The organism is Ilumatobacter nonamiensis YM16-303, from assembly GCF_000350145.1.
In the GTDB taxonomy this organism is placed as follows: domain Bacteria; phylum Actinomycetota; class Acidimicrobiia; order Acidimicrobiales; family Ilumatobacteraceae; genus Ilumatobacter_A; species Ilumatobacter_A nonamiensis.
Map to the genome: position 1 here is coordinate 1 of NZ_BAOL01000015.1, position 22898 is coordinate 22898.

The following is a 22898-nucleotide window of genomic DNA, read 5'->3' on the forward strand; positions in this document are numbered from 1 at the left end:
CCGCCAGGAGCACCGACCCGTCCGGGTACGGCACGAGTGCGAGCAGTGAGGTGCGCGAGATTGTTCCTCGTCACGTTGGGCGTACCGGCTGGCCGAAGTTCTTGAGACGATTCGCGTTGCTCAGGGGTCTGTCAGTGTTGTATGCCGATGAATGAGCCGCAGTTGGACGAGGACGCGGGATGCGTCCACGAGACCCGCGTGCCCGAGTACATCGCGCGTCTCCGTCCTGCGTTGATCGCCCGGCACGGGCCCCAGCTGGGCATCGAGTTGCTCAGCGAGGTGTCGGAGTACGCGTGGACGGAGCGCAACAAGCTCGACGAAATGGCCAATCCGGTCGGCTACCTCTACCGGGTGAGCCAGTCCAATGCTCGGCGCCATCGGCGCTGGGCGCGCGAGGTCGAACTCCCACCCGAAATACCCGATTCCCACGACGCCGATGATCATCCGCTCGGCGCTGATCTCCACACCGCGCTCGCTCAGCTCAGGGCGGATGATCGAACGATCGTCGTGCTCGTGCACAGCTACAGCTACCGCTACGAGGAAGTCGCCGAGATCATCGGGAAGTCACCCGCCGCAGTCCGCAATCGGCTCCACCGCTCGATGGTCCGATTGCGTCGCCAACTCGAACAGGAGCCACGTCATGCCCACCGTTGAAGAACGCCTTCACCGCTACCGCACCACGCTCGACGCAGCCGTTGACGACCCAGCACCCCGGACCGCTGCGATCGAATCAATCAACCCTCGACCACACCGTGGTGCGTGGTTCGTCGCAGCCACTGTGCTCACCGTGGTCGGTCTCGGAACCTTGGCTGTGGTGCGCGACACCGAACCTCGCTCTGCTGATCAACCAGTCCAAACGGCAGGGCCCGCCTCAACAACGAACACCACTCCGCTTGAGAGCGTGCCCACAGCGGCACCCGTGGGAGTTGATTGGTCGAACCCTCCCGCAGCGACAAACTTCGATCAACCCGCTGAGTTCACTCGTCTGTGGGACCTCGTGCTGCAAGGCGAGATCGACCAATGCATGACCGCAGCCGGCTATGAGTACCGGCGTTCGCCCACACCCGACTCGCCGGCGACGGAGCTCGTCGAGTGGCAGGACTGGGCCGACGCGCAAGCCGAAACGGACGGGTGGACCACCCAGAAAGCTCAGTGCGCCGACACGTTCGTGATGTCGGACTGGTATGGCGAGGTCAACTCGCTGGACTACATCGGACAAGCCACCAACCAGTGGGGAGGCAACATCTCTGCGATCTACCAGCGATCCGACATGATCGAAGCCACCCACGCAGTCGTCGAGTGCGCCCAAGACGCGGGGATACAGATCACCGCCGACCCCGCCACGAACGCCCAAGGCGCCTACGAGGAAGTCTGGATTGCCTTCTCACCCCAAATCGAGACAGCGATGAACAACATTGCCGACAACGACCTCATCGGGCTGGAGCAGATGGACCAGTTCCGACTCGATCGAGCAGCCGCCATCGACTCGGTCTGCCCAGCATTGAGCAACAGCGAGAAGGTCTTCCAGAACGCGCAGCGCGAGCACCAAACCGCTTGGCTTCAAGAACACCCCGAAGTCGCGCAACGCGTCGCAGATGAATGGGCCGACGACATCATCCGACTGCAAGCAATCCTCGAAGCACAACCCTCCTAACACACGACGCCCCAGCCTTGATCGCCACCGAGCACATCGACAACGGAACGGACCGAACCAAATCCCTCGACCTCCTCAGGCACGCATATCAACACATCCCGGCAGCCCCTCGCGCCGAGCGAGAACGGCACGACGGTGCTAGCGGAGTTGCTCAGTATTGCTCGCATCTTCGTCGCCGCCGACGCCACCCGAAGGGCGCGCTCCACCGTGCCCGCTCGTAGGTCACCGATGTGCAAGCGACTTTGCGCTCACGCGGGTTCAGCCATGGCCGATCGATCTGGTGAACAGTTCTCGGGCTTGTCGGTCGAAGTCGGGGTGGGCGGGATCTACGATCACGAGACCGGCGCCTGGGTCGAGGGTGCACGTCGTCCAGTAGTTGTGGTGGGCGCGAGCGCGGTATGCGGCGGCGAGCGCGACAATGGCCATGCCGGTCGAGAGCAAGCCGCCGTCATCGATGACGACGCCGCCGGCGATCAGTCCGGCCCCGAATACCATGAGCAGCAGTGTGGAGAGGTTCCGTCGGCTCCAGGTCGACCACACGGTCTCGGTGACCGGCAGCGACACGAGTTCTCGCTGTCCGCCCGGTCGGTGCCCGACGATCCATGTAGCAGCGGGAACTCCGAGCAGCCATCGTCGCCCGCCCCAACGCACCGCGGCACATCGCACGGCGCGGTCGGTACGCACACCCGACAGCACGCACCGGTCGGGGAAGCGACCGGCGTGCTGGTCTGCGAGGCGGAGTACGGATCGAGCCATCGGCGTCCTCGCACCCCACACTGACAGAACATGTCCATGAGCCGCACCATCGTCATCGTCGCCTTCGTCGCGGCACTGGTCATCGGCTGCGCAGGGCAGTCCGACCAAGAGGGCGTCGATCGCTGGTTCGACATCAGTCGCGAACGCCTCGATGCCGACGATCCGTCGACGGATGTGATGCAGATCAACCCGTCGGCACCGTGCGAGCTCGTCGATCGCATCGAGATCGACGGCGTCGAGTTGGAGCTGTTCGGTTCCGGGACTGCCCGGTTCGGCGAGATCGGGGGCCGGTACCAGTGTGCATGGTCGGGTGACGCGACCGGCGCGGCCAACGTCCGCCTCGAGGTCGTGACCGTGAACGACGCCGACGACTTCGCCGATTACGTCGACCTCGTTCCCACACGGGACGGCAACACGATCGTGGACACCGACATCGGACAGATCCAGGTCGCATCGTTCGAACCCGACCCCGAGTTCCCGCCGGTCACGACCGCTGTGCTCGTCGTCGACGAGCAACAGGGCGGCGTCCACCTCGTCGTCGAGCCGCTCGGCCCCGAACGCGACCTGACAGCAAAGGACTACGCCGACCTGCTCGTCCGCCTGACCACGGAGTAGGACCCGCGGCCGCCCGATAATCGCGACTGGACCGCAAGCGTCACCCCGCCCACCGCGGCACATCTCGGAGCGCTTCGGCGCCCGAGATTGCGCACAGTCGGATCGAGGTGGACGCCTGCGGTAGCGCGACGGTGGCTCGAACGTGGCGGCGCCCGCTCGCTCAGATACCGCCGAAAGGAGCCGACTCGGCAGTCGTCATGTAGGCCCAGTAGCGATCGCCGTACGAGAAGTGCCACCACTCGTGGCCGTAGTTGACGAAGCCAGCGGCGTTCATCGCTGAGAGCAAGGTCGACCGATTTCGTCGCTCCTCGGCGCTGATGCCAGCCGCGTGCGTTGCCATCTCCGGACACCGTTCGTTCAACCCTGAGCCCATCGGCATCTCGCGCCCGGCAGAGATCAGGACCACATCGACAGCCCCGCCCGTCGAGTGCGGAGGAGTGATCCACGGCGGTGCGACGAACTTCGCCGTCTCGTCGGCCACGGCGTCGTTGCTCATCTCCGGATTGGCTGACCGGACACGTTCGAAGTTGATTTCCCAAAACGTTCTCTGCAGCGAGAGCGGCCGGTGGGCCTCCGCCACGGCGATCGCCGTGGCGGCGTCCAGGGAGTTGTTCGCCTCGACCAGGCGTTGCGCAACGGAGCGTCGGCACGAGAACCTCGCCGGTGTGTCGTTGCTGACGTGCGGATGGTTGTCGATCACTTCGATGCCGAAGTCGCGAACGTTGACGAGAGGCTCGTCGCACTCAGAGATCTTGATGTCGAGAACCCGTGGATCATCGATCGGGATGATCTCGTCGGGCATGGCGAGACCGTACCGGGCCGAGCGCCCTCGGTCTGCCCGAACCCGCTCGAGAACGACGCATCAGAAGAGCAGACGTGGGTGCTCCTGATCGGCACGTCAGTGGAGCGCTCCTGCGCTGGAGCCACTCGATATCGCGATCACCGGGGCCGTTGAGGCGTTGATCTGCGCTGTTTGGCGGCGAACGATTGTCCGCTGTGCTCGGGTCGAGCTTGTTGACCGGTCGACACCACGTGGGCGTTGAGTCGGCTGATCTTTCGTGATCGGCGACCTGTCACATCGGTGTGAGGGAGCGGTTCGCGCTCGAGCAAGCACGAGCCCCACGTCTCATCGAGTGGCGACACGATTGGCGAGCTTGATCCAAGCGATCGTGGTGACGACGCCGATGACGGCGAGCACGATGAGATGAGGGGTAGTTGACGAGCCTGTCCCGAGCCACGGCTGCTGAATCGTCTGGACGACGTGCGTCGTCGGGACCAGTTCGGCGACCGTGCGCATCACCGACGGCATGACGTCGGGGGGAGGGCCGGCGCCTCCGAGGAGGAACGAGGGGAAGAACAGTGCGAGGCCGACACCTTGGGCCGCCCGGGCGCTGGGCAGGGCGAGGCCGAGCACGATGCCTGTGTTGATCGATGTCCAGATGCTGAGCGCCAACCCGACGAGGGTCAGCGGGGCGTCGTCGATCGCGGGCACGCCAAACACGAGCTGAGTGGTGGCGAGCAGAGTTGCGACGGCGACGACCGTGAGTGTCGTGGCCACGACGATCCATGCGACGGGCAGTGCCCATGGTGAGAAGTGAGACGCCTGGAACCGGCGCAGGACCCCGCGTTCACGGTACGACGCGAGGTGGACCGGCAACATGACCAGCCCGACGGCGGCGAGCACGACACCGATGTAGGCGGCGATGTAGTAGTCCGACGGAGCCGCGCCGCCGAACGCCGGATCGTCGGGCTCGAAGCTGGAGCCGATGATCAACACGGTGAGGATCGGGAAGGCGAAGACGAAGATCAGTCCGATCGGCTCCCGGAGGAAGAGCTTGGCCTCGGTCGCGATCAGTCGGGCGGGGCCGCTGGTCGGGCGATGTCCCGTCATGGCAGGTGTCGTCGAGGGGAGTGTGGCGGTCATCGGTTCGTTCCGATCATGTTGACGAGGGCGTCGTCGAGGGTGGGGTGCTGGATGTGGAGATCGTCGGGTCCGCTCTCGCCGTCGAGCGTTGCGGCGCACACGGGAGCGATCATCGGCGAGGTTCCGAACACGGTGATGCGTCCGGCTTCCTGCTCGACGCGGTCCACGCCGTGGATTCTTGTGAGGCGGCGGCGGTCGAACGCACGGGGCGCGGAGAAGGACACCGTGCTGAGCGATGCGTGGCGATCGGTGATCTCCCGAGGTGATCCCGAGTCGACAATCCGCCCATGATCCATGACGGCGACGCGGTCGCAGAGTGTTTCGATCTCCTCGGCGAAATGGCTCACGAGCACGACGGTGGCGCCGGCATCGCGAACGGCTCGGATCACCTGCCACACGCCGCGCCGGGCTGCCGGATCGAGACCCTGGGTGAGTTCGTCGAGGAACACGACCTGGGGTTCGTTGAGGAGTGCGAGCACGACGAACAGGCGTTGTCGTTGCCCGCCCGAGAGGTCGGCGAAGCTCGTCGTGGCCTGTTCCGCGAGTCCCCATCGGTCAAGGTGAGCCAATGCGTCGCGTCCGTGTGAACGGTCGAACAGCGCGACCGCCTCACCGGCGCGTAGGCGGTCGGGCAGTGACGACTCCTGGAGTTGGCTCCCGATCGCACGCCGCAACCGGGCGCGATCGGCGATCGGGTCGAGACCGAGCACACGCAAGGTCCCGGTATCGGGTCTGCGCAGGCCCTGCACACACTCCACGACGGTTGTCTTGCCCGCGCCGTTCGCCCCCAGCAGCCCGAAGATCTCACCTCGGTATACCGAGAAGCTCACGTCGTCGACGACCGGGCGCGCGGCGTACGACTTCGAGACGGCGTCGACGGTGATAACGGCATCGGACGAGGCCCGGATGCGAGTGCGAGCGAGAGGTGGGAGTGGGGCGAGCTGTCGTGCGGACATGACTGCAGCATGAGCGTTGTGCGGTGCGCGCACATCGCCCTACGGTCGACGCTGCTGCTCATCCCCAGGTTGGGGATCTGCGGCGACAATTCCGTGGTCGTAGGCAAACACGATCGCCGCGGCACGGTCGCGCACACCCAGTTTGGAAAAGATCGCGCCGACGTGGCTCTTCACCGTCGCCTCACTGACGATGAGCGTGCCGGCGATCTCGCGGTTGGTGGCGCCCCGCGCCATCAGCCGGAGGACATCGTGCTCTCGCTCGGTCAACCGCTCGACGCTGACGGCCCGCTGCAGGGCACTGCCTCCGACGCGACGCAGTGCGTCCATGACGCGGGGCGTCACCCTCGAGTCGAGCCACGCGCCACCTCCGGCAACCGCACGGGCCGCTGCGAGGAGATCCTCCGCCGGAGCGTCCTTGAGCACGTATCCGGCAGCGCCGGCATCGAGCGCACCCCACAGGGCGTCGTCGTCGTCGAACGTCGTCAAGATCAGCACGGGTGCACCATCGAGACGGCGCTCACGCAGCTCGCTCGTCGCCGTCACCCCGTCGGTGCGTTGCATCCGCACGTCCATCAGCACGAGATCGGGCTGGAGCTCGACGACGGCGGCAACGACCTCGTCACCGTCGGAACACTCCCCGACGACGTCGAATCCATCGGCGGGCGACAGGATCCGCATGACCCCGGCGCGCACGACCGGTTGATCATCGACGATCAGAACGCGGATCACGCCCCACCCGACCGAGATCGCTCGCCCCCCACGACCGGAAGGAGCGCATCGACGCGCCATCCGTCAGCCGACGGTCCTGCCGAGACGCAACCGCCCAGAGATCGGGCACGTTCACCCATGCCGACCAGGCCGAACCCACCCTGTCGCACTGCATCGCTACCAGAAGGGCCGACGGTTCGACCATGGTCGGAGATCTCGAGGTGGACGACACCGCCGTCGAACACGGCGACGAACTCCACCCGATTCGTCGACGCGTGGCGTGCGACGTTCGCGAGCGCCTCGCGGGCGATGCGGTGCGTCGCCAAACCAACGGCACCTCCGATGTCCGCCACGTCGGGATCGATCGATGCGTCGATCGTCAGACCGGTTCGGCGGTACTCCTCGATGAGGTCGACCAGCCGGTCGGCTTCCGGAGGTGGTGGATCGACACCGCGCTCGCTCGTGCGCAGGGTCTCGACCGTGGCACGAATCTGATCCATGCTCGCCCGGCCCACCGCCTCGGCGTCGAGCAGCGCGCGTTCGGCCTCGTCCGGATCCCGACGCAGGACGTGGCGGGCGCCCGTCACGTGCAGCATCACGGCCGCGAGGGTGTGTCCCGCCACGTCGTGCAACTCGCGAGCGATCCGTCGGCGCTCGTCGGCCACCGCCTGGTCGGCGAGCGCGCTCCGAGCCGCTTCGAGGTCGCGAACGAGCACATCCTGACGCCACAGCGTGCGGCCGACCACGAACATCAACACGACGGCCGCGACCCATGGCAGCCACGAGAAACCCCCGTCACTCGCCAGCGCCGCACCCAGAATCCCGACCGAACAGGCGACGACGATCAGGGCAGCGCGCAGCACCGAGCCGAGATACCACGCCGCATAGAGACACGCCGTCACGACCAGGAACAGCGACACCTCAAGATGGCCCTCGTGTCCGACGGCGAGACACACCGGTACCGCCACGGCGGCGACGAATGTTTCGCCGGGGACCCAACCGAAGACGGCCGGCGCGACCAGCACCGCACCCGCACCGATCAACGCAAGAAGATCGATCGTGGCACCCGGCTCGGTCCATTGCGCCGCCACAACCGCAACGATCGCAATGCACGCCAACACCGGCACCTCGCGTCGACCGACGGGTCGGCCCCGGCGCGCCACGTCGTCACGCACCGACTCGATCAGATTCACAGTTGCACAGTACGTCCCCGCAAGGAAGTCGTCCTCCGACCACGGACGCTGCGGAATCCACCCGTGGTCGGAGAGCCGCGCATTCACCCACCTCCCGGTCGCCGAGCACCGCACGATCACGAGCCCATATCACCAAGCGAATCGAAGACGCCAACCTGCTCTGGAACGGCACTTCGGTGCTCGGGTGGGTGCGCGGGATTGTTCGTTGTCCACGGTTGCTCACCAGTGGTCGGTCTGGCGGACGCGTGCGCTGTCGAGACCGAGACGCTCGACGTCGGTAATGAGCTGATCGTTGCCAGCGACGTAGCTGCAAGGGTCGTCGATCTCGGTGGCAACGAACCAACTGCGGTCTCGCGGCCACCACCACTGCGGACATCGCCGCCTGAGCCCTTGGCGAAACCAGGATGGCGTGCCGACGGTCCTCACCGCTTCGATGGGACCGTCGAACAGGAACATCGTTCGACCACCCCACCAGTCGACGTGCGGGCAGCTCTCAACGAACGCGTAGATCGGTCCATAGGACCTCTCTCGCATCGCGTTCTTCCTGTCGTTCGCTTGTTGCTCGATCGCTGAGGCGTAGCGCATGGTCGTTGTTTGCGAACCGCGATGAAGATCGCCCCAGCCGGTCCACTGAGCGAAGTGGATGTGGTCCGGTGTGGTGGTCGCTCGTTGAAGAGTTGGGAGCAGGGCATCGATGGCAAGATCGCCGAGTTCGCCCGCAACCTGCTCGAGGGGGTCAGGGAGCGGATACGGCAGCTTTGGCGCCGTGCGGATGTCGATGTTGGGGACGACGGTGCTCCATGTCGCGTGCTCGTCGAGTCGATGATGGATCCGAAGGACTTCCTCGTAGGAGTGAGGCACTCGGAACGACACGCCTCCCGCGGGCGGTGGGACGAGCGACGCAGTGAGCCACGCAACGTGTTCGATGCCGTCTGCGGGATGCACAGCTGAAAAGGCGGTGTCAGGCATTCGCGTCAGTCTCGAACACTGGAGAGTTCGATGTCGATCCGATCTCGATCGGCCACCAGCGTAAGAGCGTCGGCAACGAGCCGAAGGAGAGACGAGTCGGCGAGGTCAAGGCGAGGAAGGTCACCGAGGCGAACCAACCGATTTCGTCGTGCTCCTCTGGCGCCAAGTTGGTGATGTCGCCGGCCCAATTGGTGACCACCCAAGCGTGAAGCGTGAGATCGGGAGCCGGGTCGTGAATCCGGAACGGCTCGTCGTCGATCTGGATCGTGACGCCGAGCTCTTCGAGCAGCTCTTCGTGCGGCATCCGCCGGCAACTCACCTGCGTCGATGTGACCGCCGGGGGTGTCCCACACATCCGGGTACCACTGTCGGTTCGGATGACGATGACACAGGAGCACCTGATCGGACTTCACCAGCACCACCGTCGCGACGAAATGGTGTTCGTTCATCACCCAAGTTTCGCAGTCAGACGAGCGGCGCCGCACCAGCGGGAGAGGAACTGTGGCGTGCGCATATCAACAGTCGGAGCAACGGTTCCAGACCGAGAGAGATCGGCACGTCGGCGTGCGGGCGGCCACGCCATATCACCCTTCTTGGCTGCGAGTCGATAGAGCGAAACGGGACGGCGCATGCGATTGCACGCGACAGAGCCCCGCCAGCGGGTGCTGGCGGGGCTTCGTGCCATGAGTTATCTATTGACCGACGGTGTCGTCGTCGCTTGTGCGGGTGGCGATCAGGGTTCCGTCGGCGGCGTATGCCCTGATCTCGATGAAGACGTCGTTGACCCCGTTCGGATCCTGGCCGGGTTGGAGGTCGACGACCGCTCCAACTGTCCAGAACCGGACGTCGGAGAACTCGCCACTGGTGTTCCGGGGGACGACTGAAGCGGTTGCTCCGTTAATGAACTCGACCTCGATACGAGCGACATCGGTTGAGGCCATCCCTCGGGTGCTCATTTGTAGTTGCGAGGTGGTCTCATCGAAACCGGTGCTGAAGCCGTGATAGCGCGAGATGGTCTCTGCCGGGTCGAAGTAGGTGACGCAGCCGCCACCGGATTCGTTGTCGGTGCGGGTCTCGGTGCAGAACCAGCCGTTCGACTCATCGACGCTCATGACGACTTGCTCGCCGTTGACATCAAACTCACCAACGTCGGTCATGGCATCGTCATAGCTCAGCGGTGCCGATGGCAGCTGGTCCTCAGACACGAGGGCCAGGCCATCGATGACGGCGAGCAGATCGCTCTGGCTGACCGGTCCGCCCACGTCGACGTAGCGATCGCCGATCGCAGCCGTTCCCCGGGCTTGGCCGGCAGAAGTGGAGATCGTCCAGTTGCGTCCTGCTACCTCGACGGATTGGCCGCCTTCAAACGATGGGGTGTCTGGACTGATCCAGAAGCTCAGCTGGCCCGCCAGCGAACCGGTGCTACCGAACTGGACCGATTTGAGATCGCCTGACGGGTTGTTGTTCCGATCGGCGTACTGAAATTCGAATCCATCTGGCAGCACCGTCGGCCACAGCCACTCGTCGCCGGCAACGGCCTCGTTACCGCTCAGCAACACGGCTGGAGGCGAGAAGGCGGGGAGTGACCCGTCTACGGGTGGCACTGCTGGCTGTTGTGACGTCGATGCTGGCTCGGAACGCGAGTTCTGCACCCACATGAGGCCGGCCATCCCGGCCAGGAGTGCACTTGCAGCAGCGACGAGCACCAGTTGCGATCGTCGCCTTGGTTTGGTGTTCGCATCGCTGAAACGAACAAGGTTCGTTCCCGCAAGAATGTCGTCGAGGTCATCTCGGACTGCGACGTTGTCAGCGCGTCGTTCGAGGGAGCGGCTGAGTTCTTCGTCCAGGTTGATCATGAAAGTTCCTTTCGCATCGTGGTGAGTGCTCGGTGGATCCAGGGTCCGACCGAGCCGGGCTTGCAGCCGAGTGCCTCGGCAATTTCTTGTTCGGTCATGCGTTCGTAGAAGCGCATCACGACCGCTGCCCGATGATTGAACGGCAGTCGGGCAATCACGTCGTAGAGCACGTCGTCGGTGCTGCTCGTTTCGCCTGCGGCGAGCCGACGATGCGCAACTGCAACGACTTTGTCGTTGCGAACGCGGTCCAGACAACCGTTCAGCACGCCTCGGTTCAAGTACGAGCCATGGTGAGAGATCGTGTCCCACCGTCGAAGGACCTCGACCAGTACGTCGTGCACGATGTCGTTTGCCACCTCGTCGGATCCGACCAGCAGAGCAGCGCGCCGGACCTGACCGTCGTGTTCAGCGCGGTAGAACGCCGTGAACTCGTCGTCGATACGGCTCCTTGGTCGCTGGGGCGGATCGCTGCCCCGCATCGGTTGCGCTTCGTCCACGGCCACCAACTCTGTCCTGCTCATGACTCCTTCCACGAAATACTCGGTCGGATCCATACGAGAAAACCAACTCCCAAGAGGAAGCCGTTCACGCAGTCAAGCCCGGCCCGCTCAAGCAGAACGCCTCAACGACGCGTCGGACGTAGAGGCGCCTGCTGGACGGACCGAGTATCGACTCTGACAGCGCATAACAACATCACGCCGGCCGACCCTCGACCGATCAGAACGGCACGTCGGTGCTCGGTCGGGTGCGCGTATCAGCGGGCGCCAGCCACGCACGTCCGGGCTCATGGCCGTTGAGAGGCGATCAGGCGCCGCGCATTCTCGCTCCACCGGTCGCCGTACCTGGCTTGAAGCTCTTGAAGGCGCCATTCGTTGCCGGTCACCACGCCACGGCAGTGTTTCGTGCCACTACGGCATCGCATCGACCACTCGGGCAGCGTGGAGAAGGTTGCGTAGTCAACCGTGATCTCATCGCCGCCCGTCAGGGGTTCGGCGTGCGACGAGCGAGAAGGAGCCATCGAGCCACACCGTCGGGTCGCAGGAGTGGTTGCCGAAACGTGCGAGGGAATCGTCGAGCACAAGGTGTTCGTCGGCGCTCACTCCACTGGAGTCGACGTAGCCGTCAGTTGAGACGGCCTGAGCGAGCAGACGATGGAGTTCGTCGTCGGTGACGACGTTCCCGCCGAAGTGAACAACGACGTCGCCGATGTCGACGTCGGTGGTGGCGAACAAGCCACGGCCCTCGATCGATGATTCGGCGACAACGACTCTCGCACTCACCCACGACGACCGTGGCGGACGATCCGACATCGATCCATCCTGGCCGCTCGTACGAACCCCGTGCAGCACACCGACGCGGATGTGGCTCTGACGCGCTCGGAAACGCGCGCCCCGCAGAACGCCGTCTACCTGCGCGCGATCGGATCCAATCGCGCGTTACTACACCGGCTACATGCATGGTGCTGGACTCAGGAACGGCGTCGTTCTCTGCGCAGGAGGGAGCGGAGTGTCTCGGCATTTGCGTAGCCGACCCGCAGGGCGATCTCGGCGGAGTTGAGGTCGGTGGTTGCCGAGAGATGCCGAGCCCGTTCGATGCGAAGACGTTGGACGAAGCCGAGCGGAGTGAGGTTGAGCGCCGAACGGACTCGTCGTTCGAGGGTGCGCCGGCTCGTGCCGAGCGACTGCGCGACGAACGCGACGTCGAGCGGTTCGTCGAGGCGGGCGCGCACGAAGCGTTCGAACTCGACGACGATCGGGTCATCGTGCCGGAGGTGTTCGTAGGCGACGAAGGCCGCCTGCGACGGGCGCTCGTCGATGAGGAGCAGCTTGGCGACGTGCTGGGCCAGGTCGGGGCTGACCGATCGCACGATTGAGAGTGCGAGGTCGATGTGGGCGAAGGCGGCGCCAGCGGTGACGAGGTTTCCGTCGACCACGACCATGGTGTCGAGATCGAGGTCGACGCTCGGATAGCGCTTTCGGAACTCCGGCCCCAGGAACCAGCTGGTCGTTGCCCGCCGATGGTGCATCCGTCCGGTCTCGGCGACGGTGAACACACCGGTGCACGCTGCTGCGATCTGGGTGGCCGCGTCGTCGAGACGCGCGAGTGACTCGATGACCAAACGGGCACCTCGGCTCTGCAGCGCGTCGTTGGTGGCGGCGGCAGTGAGGGTCCCAAGCGCAGGGACGATGACCACGTCGAAGTCGCCGGACTCCGACAGTGGATGGTCCACCGACAGGGTCATTGATGTCGTCGTGGTCACCCGCCGCTTTGGTCCGACGATGGCGAGCTCGATCGGGTCGATACGCGGGTCGACATCGCTGCGGGCTCCGTCCGCCACCCGCACGATGTCGATCACCGATGCGACCGCCGAGCCGAAGCAACCGTCGAGCGCGATCAGTCCGATACGCATGGCGTGAACGGTAGCAATACTGCCGTATGCGCCACTCGCCATCGACCCTCGCTCGTCGTAGGTTGGACTTCTCACACGAACAACCCCGAATCAAGGAGACCACCATGTCCACACCCGCGTCACTCCCGTATGCCTTCATCGCCAAGATCGTCGCGGCCGATGGACAGCACGACGCGCTCGGCGATCTGCTCGCCAGCGCTGTCGAACTCGCCAACGAAGAGGAAGGCACCATCGTCTGGTTCGCGGTCAGGACCCACCCCGACACCTTCTGGATCTTCGACGCTTTTCCCGACGAGGCCGCTCGCGACGCCCACGCCAACGGCGCAATCGTCGAAGCCCTGATGGCGAACCAGCATCTCCTCGGCGCAGCGCCCGAGATCCTGCCGGCCGACGTCCTCGTTTCCAAACTCCCGTAGTCCGCCACCACTCGAGAGGGTCGAGCCCCGCCGAGCGACAGGGTCCAATCGCCTCGACATCCGCACCATGTGGACGATCCCCGACGGGCCGATCGAGCGGAGGTGACCTGTCCCCAATCGCGCGCGCGTATCTGCGTCAAACGCGTCTCGAAGGTGCCGTTCGAGGGCACGCATAACGTTCACGGCCGGCCGCCGCTGACCCCGCTCGGGTACGGCACCTCGCGAGTGGTTCTGTCCGCTCGGTATCTGCTCCAGATCCAGGCCGCTGACCATCGCGCCCCACGCCACGGTCCGGTCGCTGCGACACATCCACCGTGGCGAAGTGAAGCACGACCTACCGTGCTCGTGTGGCCGTTCCGCACTTCTCCATCCTGATTGTCGACACGACAGCCATCGTCGCCGACTACCGCCTTCGGTCTGCTCAGTGGCAGCTCGTGTGCGCCGAATCGGCAGCTGGTCTCCGGCGGGTCATCGTTCCCGAGGTTGTGGTGCGCGAGGCAACGAACCGATTCGCCACCGACGCTGCCAAGGCACGGACCCAGATCGCCTCAGCCACACACGTACTCAGGCGGCTCGGAGCCACAGCGCAGGACGGGCCACCCGAGGAGAACGACGCCGACCGCTATGCATCTTGGCTCCGAGCAGCGTTGGCCGCCGCCAACGTTGAGATCTGGCCGTTGCCCAACGACGGCCTCAGCGACCTTCTCGACCGAGTGATCACGCGCACCCCGCCCGTGAAACCGTCCGGAGCTGGCGCGGGCGATGCTCTGGTCTGGGACGCCGTCCGGAATGCCTGTCAATCGACGATCATCGGCAAGGTTGCATTCGTCAGCGGGAACGCGACGGACTTCGCAAAGGACGGGCAGCTCCGTCCGGAGCTCGCCGCCGAAATGGTGAAGGGGACTTCATCGTCGACCGCTGAATTGTTTCCCACACTGGGCGACTTCATGCAGACCCAGCTCATCGAAGACCCGGCACGTCAGGCGGCGGCGCTGAACCTGGCAGCGCAACTACTCCGCGAAGACCGAGGATCGGTGTTGGAGTGTCTTCGCTACGCCGCCTACGACGCGACGGTTCGCGTGACCGATGCGATTTCGCAGGTGCAGTTCGTCCCAACGGACGTCAGGGAGGTGTTGCTACTCGGCGTGGACGTGTCGACCGTCGAGGGTCTTCCCGACGCGTGGGCTGTGGCCCGGTTCCGAGCGACCGTGCGAGGGGACCTCGAGCTGTATGGCGTCGCTCCACACCTCAACATGGGCGATCCCATTCACGTCGACAGGGTGGTCGACTTCGTCATGAGCTTCGAGGCGATCGTTGACCTGCACGATGGGACGCTCGACAACTTCGCTTCGGCCGATGAGATCGAGGTTGAGTTCTCCGACTATGCGACTGTGTGGTGAATCGATGCGCTGCTTTGATGGACGGTCGAGGACCGCCTCATGACCAGGGCGGGAGTCGCCGTTGGCGACGCGTCGCTCACCCGCCGTGATGTCCGTGCCAACCATGATCGATGTTGTCGTCATCGTGAACCTCCTCGAATCGAAGGGTCCACACAACACGAGCTGGCCGCTCGCATGCCCACGACCCGCCAGCCGCCGGCGATCAGCCGCACCTCTCCGGCGATACGTGATGCCCTAGGCGGAGGACTCGACTGCACGTTGTGCACTCACGCCGTGCCCACCGGAGCGGTCCTTCTGCCAGACTGAACGGTATGGCTGCTGCAGCGTCGTGGCCCGAGGTTCTCGCTGCAGGAAAGGCGTGCAAGTTCGCTGTCGTTGACCCCCGTTCCGGCGACCGTTCGTCTATCTGGAGAATCTGGACGGGCAAGAACGCAGACGACGTCTATCTGTTGGAGTTGAACACCGGGAAAGACTGGAAGGTGAGCCTCCACAACGAGCCCGGCCGCGAGACTGGCGAGCCGGCGTGGCGAATTGCCATGACGGGAGAGGGAGCAGAGGGCCTCGGCCGCGAACGCGCAGTGGTCGACCACTGGATCCCCGAGGCGCCTGAGGACGGATGGATCGAGGGCGTGGGAATCCTCATCCCGTTCGCATACCTCCGACCTCCAGCTGAGGCGCTATCGCCATCAGTTCTTCCGGTCCAGGTCCTGTCTCCGGCGCTGTCCGGATATTGCGTGCGCCTGTTCCTTGAAGCGCCTGGAGCCAAGGCCATGCCATTCCCTCCGGGGTTGCCGATCGCAGTGTTCGAACGGTGTGGCGGAGGCCGGCTCTACGTCCTCGCCACACCCACACGTCTGGAGCCTCGACAGATCGACGCCTTCGAATTGATGTGCGAGCGGGCACGAGCCGAGCGAGCAGATGTGCTGGAGTACCCGACCGATCGGTTCGTGGGTGTGGCCCGGTTGCAGAGCCAGCGCCTGCTCATCGACCTCACAATCGCCTGACGCTCGATGCGGTCCTGCCTAGCGATCTGAGGCCTGCGCATGTCGACTGTCGTCCGTCACCGCTGAACCCGCTCCGGAAATGGCAATTGGATCACGCTGAAGTGCCCATTATCGCCCCGCCCCGACCGTGGCCGATGTGCCGCTTGGGGTCACGCATATCGCTCGTGCCATGCGCCCCGGCGGGCCCGCTCGATAGCGGCACGACCGAGGAGCGCTCATGCGCGCGAGATTGTGCACTGCGCGATCGTCCTCGAGCTGCGTTCTTCGCTGCCGGATCTCCGAGAGGTCTCGGGGCGGTTGCGGCTCGGTCATTATCGGCACGCGGTCGTGGTGCGGCGCCCATCTCGAGGAGCGCGAACACGTCAGGTCATCGTGCCACTACCCCGAAGAGGAGACCAACCAGGATCACCACAATCACGATTCCCGTGACCCAGGCCTCCACGCGGACCGCCTTCTTGACGTGGGGAGTTGCCCAGTCGTTCCGCTCCGGCTCGTCATCTACGTCATTCATTGCAGCCTCAAGTTAGGGCGAACGACTCCTGAGCCGAACGCAAGCTACGAGAGACCGTGCAGTTCGACCTCGCGGATCCCGTGGCAATGAGCAACCCCACCGCAGCCGCACTGGGTCGCTCGCTCGGCGTTTCGAGCACGACTCGCAACCATCCCGGCCAGTCCCCGACACTGATCACCGTGACCTCGGGCAAACCGACCAGCAGCGCGCACATGCGCGTAGCATCCGTTTCCGAGCAGGGGCTCCTCGCAACTCAACGACTTCGAACATCGCTGAGAAATGCAGAGCCCCTCACAGCTACCAACCCCAAGCCGCACAGCGACTGGACCACTGATTGGGTCCCCCTCACCTTCGCCGCGCCCGGGACCACCCCGGAACCCTCACCCAACCCTCGAACGCGAAGCGCCGAATTACGCCGGAACGTCGCCCATCACCCGCACGTCGGGCAAGCAATATGTGGCACTCGCCCGGTTCGTCCGCAACGCCAGGCTCGCCGACGCGATCGACCAAGGATCGTTCTGTTCGATCTCAGCGAGCCTGGGCGCCCGCGCGTTTTACGACGCACGACGAGCCGCCGGCGATTCGCACCACAAGGCCCTGCGGGCTCTGGGCAACCGTTGGATCGGGATACTTCACGGCGGCCTCCGGCACGAACGCGTCTACGACGAGACCACCGCATGGGCACACCGCATCGACAACGACCTCAAGAAAATCCCGATCGCTGCTTGACTCCTGCGCACCTGGGGTGTCTCACGGCACCGGCCGCATTCCGTTGTTCGGCGCCGGCCTACCTCGTCGCCGTGAAGGCCACGCTCTGAAATTTCATTTCGGACGGCGCTAACCGAGCCCTTAGCTGGCGATGTTCCTGGACTCAGATTCACACTCAAAGCTCACCGTCGTCCTCTGCTCGCGATCCGGGCCGGTGGGGGCCCACGAGCAAACAGGCAGCCGCGCCACCACCTTCGACGGTTACGTCTGGTGGCGAACCGTCGGCACATTGCTCGATCGCTACCGGACAGCGCGAACGGAACACGCACCCCGACGCTCGGTCCATGGGGCTCGGAAGTTCACCTTCGATCGTCGTACGCATCTGCCGTCGCTCACGCTGTCGCGTTGGATGAGGTACTGGGACCGAGTTGAGGAGGGCCTTCGTGTACGGGTGCATCGGAGCGTTGAAGACGCGCTCGACCGGACCGTGTTCGACGATCCTCCCCAGATACATCACCGCAACTCGATCAGCAAAGTGCCTAACGACCGAGAGGTCGTGGGCAATGAAGATCATCGCGATCTTCAGCCGCTCGCGAAGATCGACGAAAAGAGCGAGGATCTGATTTTGCGTCGTAACGTCCAATGCCGAGAGTGCCTCGTCGCAGATTAGAACGCTTGGTTCGAGAATCACCGCCCGCGCAATCGCGATCCGCTGGCGTTGCCCACCTGAGAACTCATACGGGTATTTCCGTGCGTCCGCGGCAGACAGGCCAACGACCTCAAGGAGACGTTCAACCTCGCTTAGACGTTGCTTTCGACCCAGACGACTGTGGACCCGAAGCGGTTCTCCTACGATTTCCGCTAGTCGCATCGTGGGGTCCATCGAGGAGTATGGATCCTGAAACACCATCTGAATCGCGCGACGCATTTCGAGAAGCTGGCGACCCTTGAGACCGGCGATGGAACGTCCAGCAAGCCGAATCTCACCACCGGCGACGGGCACTGTTCCGACGATCGCTCGGGCCATCGTGGACTTACCTGAGCCTGATTCGCCGACGACGGCCAGGGTCTCACCTTCCGCGACAACCAGACTTGCCTCGTTCACTGCGACGAGGGCTCCCCCACTGCGCCCGTGGGGGTGGAACTCAACCCGCAACTTGCGCAACTCGATGAGCGGCGATCGCTCCTTGTGGGGTCCGTCGGGCTGAGTCATCACGGGCGCCGGAAGTTGAGACATGCCGCGCGTCGGCACCGTACGGATCGTCCGGCCTCCTGGACGGTCAGCTCTGGCGGGCCCGCTCGACACTCGTCGTCAGCGAACGCACAACGAGGGGCGAACCGGCATCCTGACGGATTCGAACCCGGACTCGGAACGTTCCCGGCCAAAACGTGGCGCTCGGCCGCATCGTCCACTGCAGGTACGGATCTCAGTAGACTGTCGGTGTACGGATGAAGCGGCCGGTCGAACATCTCGTGGACACCGGCGTTCTCGATTACTTGCCCGCCATACATGACGGTCACTCGATCACACACGTCGGCGACCACCGCCAGGTCGTGCGTTACGAAGAGGACCGACATCGCGAGTTCACGAGAGGCCTCGCGCAGCACATCGAGCAGTTGGGCCTGCACAGTGACGTCCAGCGCTGTTGTCGGCTCGTCGGCGATCAATAGTTCCGGCCGGCAGGCGAGAGCGAGCGCCATAAGCACTCGCTGTCTCATGCCACCGGAGAACTGGTGGGGGTAGTCGCGCAACCGGGCGCTGGCGGCCGGGATGCGCATCAGATCGAGCGCCTCGATGGCTCTACGTTTGGCTGTGGCTCGGCCACATCCGGTGTGGCGCCGAATGACAGTCTGAATTTGGTCGCCGATAGTGAACAACGGGTTCAGACTGGTCATCGGCTCCTGGAATACCATGGACATCCGATCTCCACGCAAGTCGTTCCGGCCATGCTCGGGGAGATCAACGAGATTGATCCCATCGAAACAGATGCTGCCGGTAGTGCGCGAACCACCACTCGGCAGAAGGCCCATGATGGCCAGACTTGTCACGCTCTTACCCGACCCAGATTCTCCTACGAGCCCGACTGTCTCCCCGCGCCCGATCGTCAGGGACACATCCTCAATGACGCGCGTCCATCGTCCTCCGCTGAGGAACTCGACGGATAGGCCGTCAACGTCGAGCAGGCTGGTCCTCGAGACATTGATATCGTCCGAGGGCTCATCTGGCTCCTGCGCTGGCTCGGAAATCATCGATCCCCCCGATGGACCTCGCGCCCGAAGGAGTCGCGCAACCCGTCGCCAACGACGTTGAACGCCAGCACAGTCAGCATGATCATGCCGCCTGGCCACAGAATGAGCAGATTCTGGTCGTTGAGTGAGTCGAATGCGCTTCGCATCATCGTTCCCCACGATGCGTTGGGCGGCTGTACGCCAAGTCCGAGGAAGCTCAGCCCCGCCTCCGCGAGAAGTGTCACACCGGCCAGAATCGACGTCTGAATGATCAACGGCGCTCGCACATTGGGCAGCACATGCCAGAACATGAGGCGCCAAGATCCTGTCCCGATCGTACGGGAAGCCTCGATGTAGGTCTCGTGTCGCACCGCGGAGACGGATGAACGAGTCAGTCGCACGACGCGCGGGGCGAACACCAGTCCGAGAGCGATCATGGCATTGGTGAGGTCCGGCCCGAGGACAGCGATGATCGCGATAGCGAGAATAATTGGAGGGAAAGCCATCACGATGTCGGTGATGCGCATGACGACCATTGCGACGGCCCGATCAGTCATGCCTGCGACGAGTCCGAACGGTACGCCGATTAGCAGAGCCATCCCAACGGCTTGGGCGACGGCAACGGCTGAGATCCGAATCGCGTACACCAGCCGACTGAACACGTCGCGTCCGAGTTCGTCGGTTCCGAGCAAGTGCCCGTCGGTCAACGGCGATGCGAGCACATTCCTGAGATCCTGTGCGTTGGGGTCGTGTGGGGCAAACCATGGCGCGGCCAGTCCCGCCACGAGCAGAGCAACGAGGAAGATTGAACCGAGAACCGCAAGCCGCTGGCGACCGAACCGCCATACGAGTGTATTCGAACGCCCTACAGGCAAGGCTGCTGCTTGCGGTGTCGATGTTTCGTCGACGGTCATACGCGGCCCTTTACATTGAGGACCGATACTGCCGTGTCAACGAGGAGATTCGTTATCACCACGATGGTCGCCGTAACAAGAACCAGACCCTGCACCATGGGAATGTCTCGCTGCAGAACACTCGTCACCGCCAACGACCCAAGTCCGGGAATTCCGAAGATCTGCTCAACAATGACGGAGCCACTCAGGAGTGCAGCGATCTGAAAGCCGACAACAGTTACGAGCGGCACGGCAGCGTTCTTCATGGCGTACTTCCACACCACAACTCGAGGGCTGTTCCCGGCAGCACGAGCCGTACGGATGTAGTCGGTGCGGAGCACGTCGCGCAGCGCTCCCCGCAACTGACGCGTAATTTCCGCGGCGGCCGCTACACCGAGAGTGATCCCGGGAAGCACCAGACCGAGCGCCCAAGCTCCGAGCCCGTCGCTCGGCGGCGAGTATCCAGTCGCAGGTAGGAGATCCGTCTTGAGCGCGAGAAACACGATCAAGAGAGAACCGATGAAGTAGCTCGGCAGGGCCACGCCGCCAGCCGCTCCGAGTGACACGGCCCGGTCGATCCATCCTCCCGGATGAGTCGCCGCGATCACGCCTGCAGGGATCGAAACGGCCAGTGCGAACGCAAGCGCCGCCAACGTCACCGAGATAGTGACCGGCAGGCGGGTGCTCAGCGCAGTCATCACCGTTTGCGAACTGAACAAGGATTGACCGAGGTCCCCGCGTGCGAGGTTTGCCAGCCACTGTCCGAATTGCGCCGGAAGCGGCTCGTCCAGGCCAAGACGATCCCGAACGGCCTCGAGGCGATCCGCTGTCGCGTCCTCGCCAAGAATTGCTATCGCCGGATCGCCGGGCATCAGATGCAACAGCAGGAACGTAACGACAGATACCGAGAGCAGGACGACGACGGATCCGAAAGTGACCCGCATGACCCGCTTCAAAGATCGAGGCAGGCGAAGCGTGGAGCCACCCGCGACGAGTGGCTCCACGCTCAGATTGGTATGGTCAGCCAGCAACGATCCCAACTCCACGGAACTCCGGTTGACCGTTTAGATAGCCCTGTGCCCCGGCTACGCCAGGAGCCATAGCGAAGAAGCTCGTCGCGTTGAACATGGGGATATCCATCGCGCTTTCGACGACAAGCGCCGTAAGCGATTCAATTGCGGCTTCGCGAGCATCAGCATCAGTCGCTGTGCTTGCCTCCTCATACAGTTCGTTGAACCCCGGAACTGTCATCCCGGACGGATTGAGCCGTCCATCCTCCGAGTAAAGATCACGCAGAGTGATGAGTGGGTCGAGATTTCCTGAACGGTTCGCGACTGTCAGAGCGTCCGTGTCCTTGTCGATCGCGTACAGACGAATCACGTCACCGCCGGGGACCGGCCGCAAGGTGGCCGTGATGCCAACCTCGGCCAATTGCGCGGCGATCGCATCGCTCATCTTCGAGTAGTAGGTGCTGTTCGGTGTCAACAGCTCGAACGCAACCCCCTCGTCGACTCCCGCCTCGGTGAGGAGTGCTCTCGCCTTGTCAGGGTCGTAGGTGTAGGTGCCAGCCACGTCCTCGTTGTATCCGGGCCGGCCGGGCAGGAACGCTTGGTCTAGCACGATGCCCTCGCCATCGAACACCACGTCGAGGATGGCCTCTCGGTCGATCGCATAGCTGATTGCCTGGCGGACGAGTTCGTTGTCGAACTCCGCCCGCGCAAGGTTGAGGGCGACACGGTAGAACACGATGTCAGTCTGATCCAGCAGCTGGAGTCCGGCGTCGGCCGCCTCGTCGGCAGCAGCTGCATCGATGAACGCCCAATCGGTTTGGCCGTCCTTTACGGAATTGAGTCGAGTCTGGCCGTCGGTGTTGTAGGAGACTTCTACACCTGCGGCCCCGATAGCTTCGGGGTCCCAATAGTCGTCGTTGCGAACGAACTCAACGGAAACACCAGGATCTGTTTCAGTGACCGTATACATCCCCGATCCGGCAGGCTTCGTGTCCAGGTCGACTGCGCCAAAGGACGCGGGACTCATCATCATCGCGGAGCGCCCCGTGAGATACAGCGGAAGGGCTGGCGATGCCAGGGGAACGGTGAACTGAACCGTCTGCGGATCGATCACCTCGACCGAATCGAAGGTCGCGAGTTCAGCATTAACCGTGCTCTCCTCTGCCATCGCACGATCGAGGTTGGCTTTCACTGCGTCCGCATCGAGTGGCGTGCCATCGTGGAAGGTCACGTCGTCTCGAAGATGAAGCGTCATCGTGTTGCCGGTTGGATCGATCTCCCAGGATTCCGCAAGCCCTGGAATCGGCTCGCCATCAGGCGAGATGTGAATGAGCCTGTCGTACAGCAGATTTAAGACGATCGCGTCGCTTCCGGCAGTCGACTTGGTGGGATCGAGGCTCACGGGACCGACGCTGTACATGAGCCGAAGCGTCGCGTCAGGATCGAAGTCCGCGGATGGCTCAGACGGAGCAGTAGATTCCACTGCGGTATCCGAGGGCGCGCTCACTGAAGTCTCGTCCGGCTCTGGCGCCGTTTCTACGGTCGGTGCGGTGGAGGCGCCGCCGGCGATCGAGTCGTCAGCCCCTTCGCCGCTCCCACCGCATCCAGCGGCGAGCAGTCCACCGGTAATCAGTAGCGCCACGACACCCCGTCGCGTAGCTCCTGGCTTCCCTATCGTTGGTTTCT

The 22898-nt window shown here is 64.1% G+C and carries 24 protein-coding genes and 2 pseudogenes; 7 read left to right on the forward strand and 19 right to left on the reverse strand.

Going from position 1 to position 22898, the window contains the following annotated elements; all coding sequences use genetic code 11:
- Positions 1-147: 147 nt before the first annotated feature.
- Together ON45_RS20920 and ON45_RS02355 are read left to right on the forward strand one after the other, a co-directional pair.
- A complete protein-coding gene (locus ON45_RS20920; protein WP_158412154.1) occupies positions 148-654 on the forward strand; it encodes an RNA polymerase sigma factor in 507 nt (168 codons plus the stop codon).
- 124 nt (positions 655-778) lie between these two features.
- Positions 779-1654 carry a hypothetical protein gene (locus ON45_RS02355; RefSeq protein WP_148288492.1) on the forward strand — a complete coding sequence of 292 codons (876 nt, stop codon included), beginning with the start codon at positions 779-781 and terminating at the stop codon, positions 1652-1654.
- 258 nt (positions 1655-1912) lie between these two features.
- Here the strand turns inward: ON45_RS02355 and ON45_RS02365 are convergent, their stop codons facing one another.
- The gene (locus tag ON45_RS02365; protein ID WP_148288493.1) at positions 1913-2410 is read right to left on the reverse strand and encodes a hypothetical protein; all 498 of its coding nucleotides are present in this window, start codon (positions 2408-2410) and stop codon (positions 1913-1915) included.
- 36 nt (positions 2411-2446) lie between these two features.
- On the opposite strand from ON45_RS02365, the gene ON45_RS02370 reads away from it, so the two are divergent.
- Positions 2447-3025: a hypothetical protein gene (locus tag ON45_RS02370; protein WP_148288494.1), complete on the forward strand. Its 579-nt coding sequence runs from the start codon at positions 2447-2449 to the stop codon at positions 3023-3025.
- 160 nt (positions 3026-3185) lie between these two features.
- On the opposite strand, the gene ON45_RS02375 is transcribed toward ON45_RS02370, so the two are convergent.
- The 12 genes and pseudogenes from ON45_RS02375 to ON45_RS02425 all read right to left on the reverse strand — a co-directional run bounded on the left by ON45_RS02375 (position 3186) and on the right by ON45_RS02425 (position 13041).
- On the reverse strand, positions 3186-3827 hold the full coding sequence (locus ON45_RS02375; RefSeq protein WP_040491604.1) for a M15 family metallopeptidase: 642 nt from the start codon (positions 3825-3827) through the stop codon (positions 3186-3188).
- A gap of 324 nt (positions 3828-4151) precedes the next feature.
- Positions 4152-4949: an ABC transporter permease gene (locus ON45_RS02380; protein WP_083914125.1), complete on the reverse strand. Its 798-nt coding sequence runs from the start codon at positions 4947-4949 to the stop codon at positions 4152-4154.
- Positions 4946-5905, reverse strand: a complete 960-nt coding sequence (locus tag ON45_RS02385) for an ABC transporter ATP-binding protein (RefSeq protein WP_083914141.1) — start codon at positions 5903-5905, stop codon at positions 4946-4948. Before ON45_RS02385 ends, ON45_RS02380 begins: the two co-directional genes overlap by 4 nt.
- A 39-nt stretch (positions 5906-5944) precedes the next feature.
- Positions 5945-6634 carry a response regulator gene (locus ON45_RS02390; protein ID WP_051062314.1) on the reverse strand — a complete coding sequence of 230 codons (690 nt, stop codon included), beginning with the start codon at positions 6632-6634 and terminating at the stop codon, positions 5945-5947.
- Positions 6631-7806: a sensor histidine kinase gene (locus ON45_RS20925; protein ID WP_148288495.1), complete on the reverse strand. Its 1176-nt coding sequence runs from the start codon at positions 7804-7806 to the stop codon at positions 6631-6633. The genes ON45_RS02390 and ON45_RS20925 overlap by 4 nt, the downstream gene beginning before the upstream one ends.
- 219 nt (positions 7807-8025) lie before the next feature.
- Complete coding sequence (locus ON45_RS02400) at positions 8026-8775, reverse strand: hypothetical protein (protein WP_148288496.1); 750 nt, start codon at positions 8773-8775, stop codon at positions 8026-8028.
- Positions 8768-9079 (reverse strand): NUDIX hydrolase, encoded by a 312-nt coding sequence (locus ON45_RS20930; protein ID WP_051062316.1) that lies wholly within the window; start codon positions 9077-9079, stop codon positions 8768-8770. The genes ON45_RS02400 and ON45_RS20930 overlap by 8 nt, the downstream gene beginning before the upstream one ends.
- Before the next feature lie 40 nt (positions 9080-9119).
- Positions 9120-9224: pseudogene (locus ON45_RS24020) on the reverse strand (NUDIX domain-containing protein); the annotation flags it as partial.
- 243 nt (positions 9225-9467) lie between these two features.
- Positions 9468-10631, reverse strand: coding sequence for a hypothetical protein (locus ON45_RS02410; RefSeq protein WP_040491607.1), 1164 nt, complete (start codon positions 10629-10631; stop codon positions 9468-9470).
- Positions 10628-11152, reverse strand: coding sequence for an RNA polymerase sigma factor (locus tag ON45_RS20935; RefSeq protein ID WP_158412156.1), 525 nt, complete (start codon positions 11150-11152; stop codon positions 10628-10630). The genes ON45_RS02410 and ON45_RS20935 overlap by 4 nt, the downstream gene beginning before the upstream one ends.
- 447 nt (positions 11153-11599) lie before the next feature.
- Positions 11600-11911, reverse strand: coding sequence for an SET domain-containing protein-lysine N-methyltransferase (locus ON45_RS02420; RefSeq protein ID WP_148288498.1), 312 nt, complete (start codon positions 11909-11911; stop codon positions 11600-11602).
- 188 nt (positions 11912-12099) lie between these two features.
- A complete protein-coding gene (locus tag ON45_RS02425; protein WP_040491611.1) occupies positions 12100-13041 on the reverse strand; it encodes a GlxA family transcriptional regulator in 942 nt (313 codons plus the stop codon).
- A gap of 104 nt (positions 13042-13145) precedes the next feature.
- Here ON45_RS02425 and ON45_RS02430 point away from each other — a divergent pair, with 104 nt between their 5' ends.
- The 3 genes from ON45_RS02430 (at position 13146) to ON45_RS02440 (ending at position 15861) form a co-directional block, all read left to right on the forward strand.
- On the forward strand, positions 13146-13457 hold the full coding sequence (locus ON45_RS02430) for a putative quinol monooxygenase (protein WP_040491650.1): 312 nt from the start codon (positions 13146-13148) through the stop codon (positions 13455-13457).
- A gap of 347 nt (positions 13458-13804) precedes the next feature.
- The gene (locus ON45_RS02435; protein ID WP_040491613.1) at positions 13805-14857 is read left to right on the forward strand and encodes a PIN domain-containing protein; all 1053 of its coding nucleotides are present in this window, start codon (positions 13805-13807) and stop codon (positions 14855-14857) included.
- Positions 14858-15168: 311 nt separating this feature from the next.
- Positions 15169-15861: a hypothetical protein gene (locus ON45_RS02440; RefSeq protein ID WP_040491615.1), complete on the forward strand. Its 693-nt coding sequence runs from the start codon at positions 15169-15171 to the stop codon at positions 15859-15861.
- A gap of 367 nt (positions 15862-16228) precedes the next feature.
- Here the strand turns inward: ON45_RS02440 and ON45_RS22910 are convergent, their stop codons facing one another.
- Positions 16229-16372 (reverse strand): hypothetical protein, encoded by a 144-nt coding sequence (locus tag ON45_RS22910; RefSeq protein ID WP_158412158.1) that lies wholly within the window; start codon positions 16370-16372, stop codon positions 16229-16231.
- 408 nt (positions 16373-16780) lie between these two features.
- Here ON45_RS22910 and ON45_RS02445 point away from each other — a divergent pair.
- Positions 16781-17101 (forward strand): annotated as a pseudogene (locus ON45_RS02445) (IS110 family transposase); the annotation flags it as partial.
- Between the two features lie 154 nt (positions 17102-17255).
- Here the strand turns inward: ON45_RS02445 and ON45_RS02450 are convergent.
- The 5 genes from ON45_RS02450 to ON45_RS02470 are packed head-to-tail and all read right to left on the reverse strand — an operon-like array spanning position 17256 to position 22614.
- Positions 17256-18293, reverse strand: coding sequence for an ABC transporter ATP-binding protein (locus tag ON45_RS02450; RefSeq protein ID WP_051062323.1), 1038 nt, complete (start codon positions 18291-18293; stop codon positions 17256-17258).
- A complete protein-coding gene (locus ON45_RS02455) occupies positions 18293-19330 on the reverse strand; it encodes an ABC transporter ATP-binding protein (RefSeq protein ID WP_083914131.1) in 1038 nt (345 codons plus the stop codon). The genes ON45_RS02450 and ON45_RS02455 overlap by 1 nt, the downstream gene beginning before the upstream one ends.
- Positions 19327-20223: an ABC transporter permease gene (locus ON45_RS02460; RefSeq protein ID WP_040491619.1), complete on the reverse strand. Its 897-nt coding sequence runs from the start codon at positions 20221-20223 to the stop codon at positions 19327-19329. Before ON45_RS02460 ends, ON45_RS02455 begins: the two co-directional genes overlap by 4 nt.
- On the reverse strand, positions 20220-21206 hold the full coding sequence (locus ON45_RS02465) for an ABC transporter permease (RefSeq protein WP_148288499.1): 987 nt from the start codon (positions 21204-21206) through the stop codon (positions 20220-20222). Before ON45_RS02465 ends, ON45_RS02460 begins: the two co-directional genes overlap by 4 nt.
- 16 nt (positions 21207-21222) lie before the next feature.
- Positions 21223-22614, reverse strand: a complete 1392-nt coding sequence (locus ON45_RS02470; RefSeq protein ID WP_158412160.1) for an ABC transporter substrate-binding protein — start codon at positions 22612-22614, stop codon at positions 21223-21225.
- Positions 22615-22898: the final 284 nt, after the last annotated feature.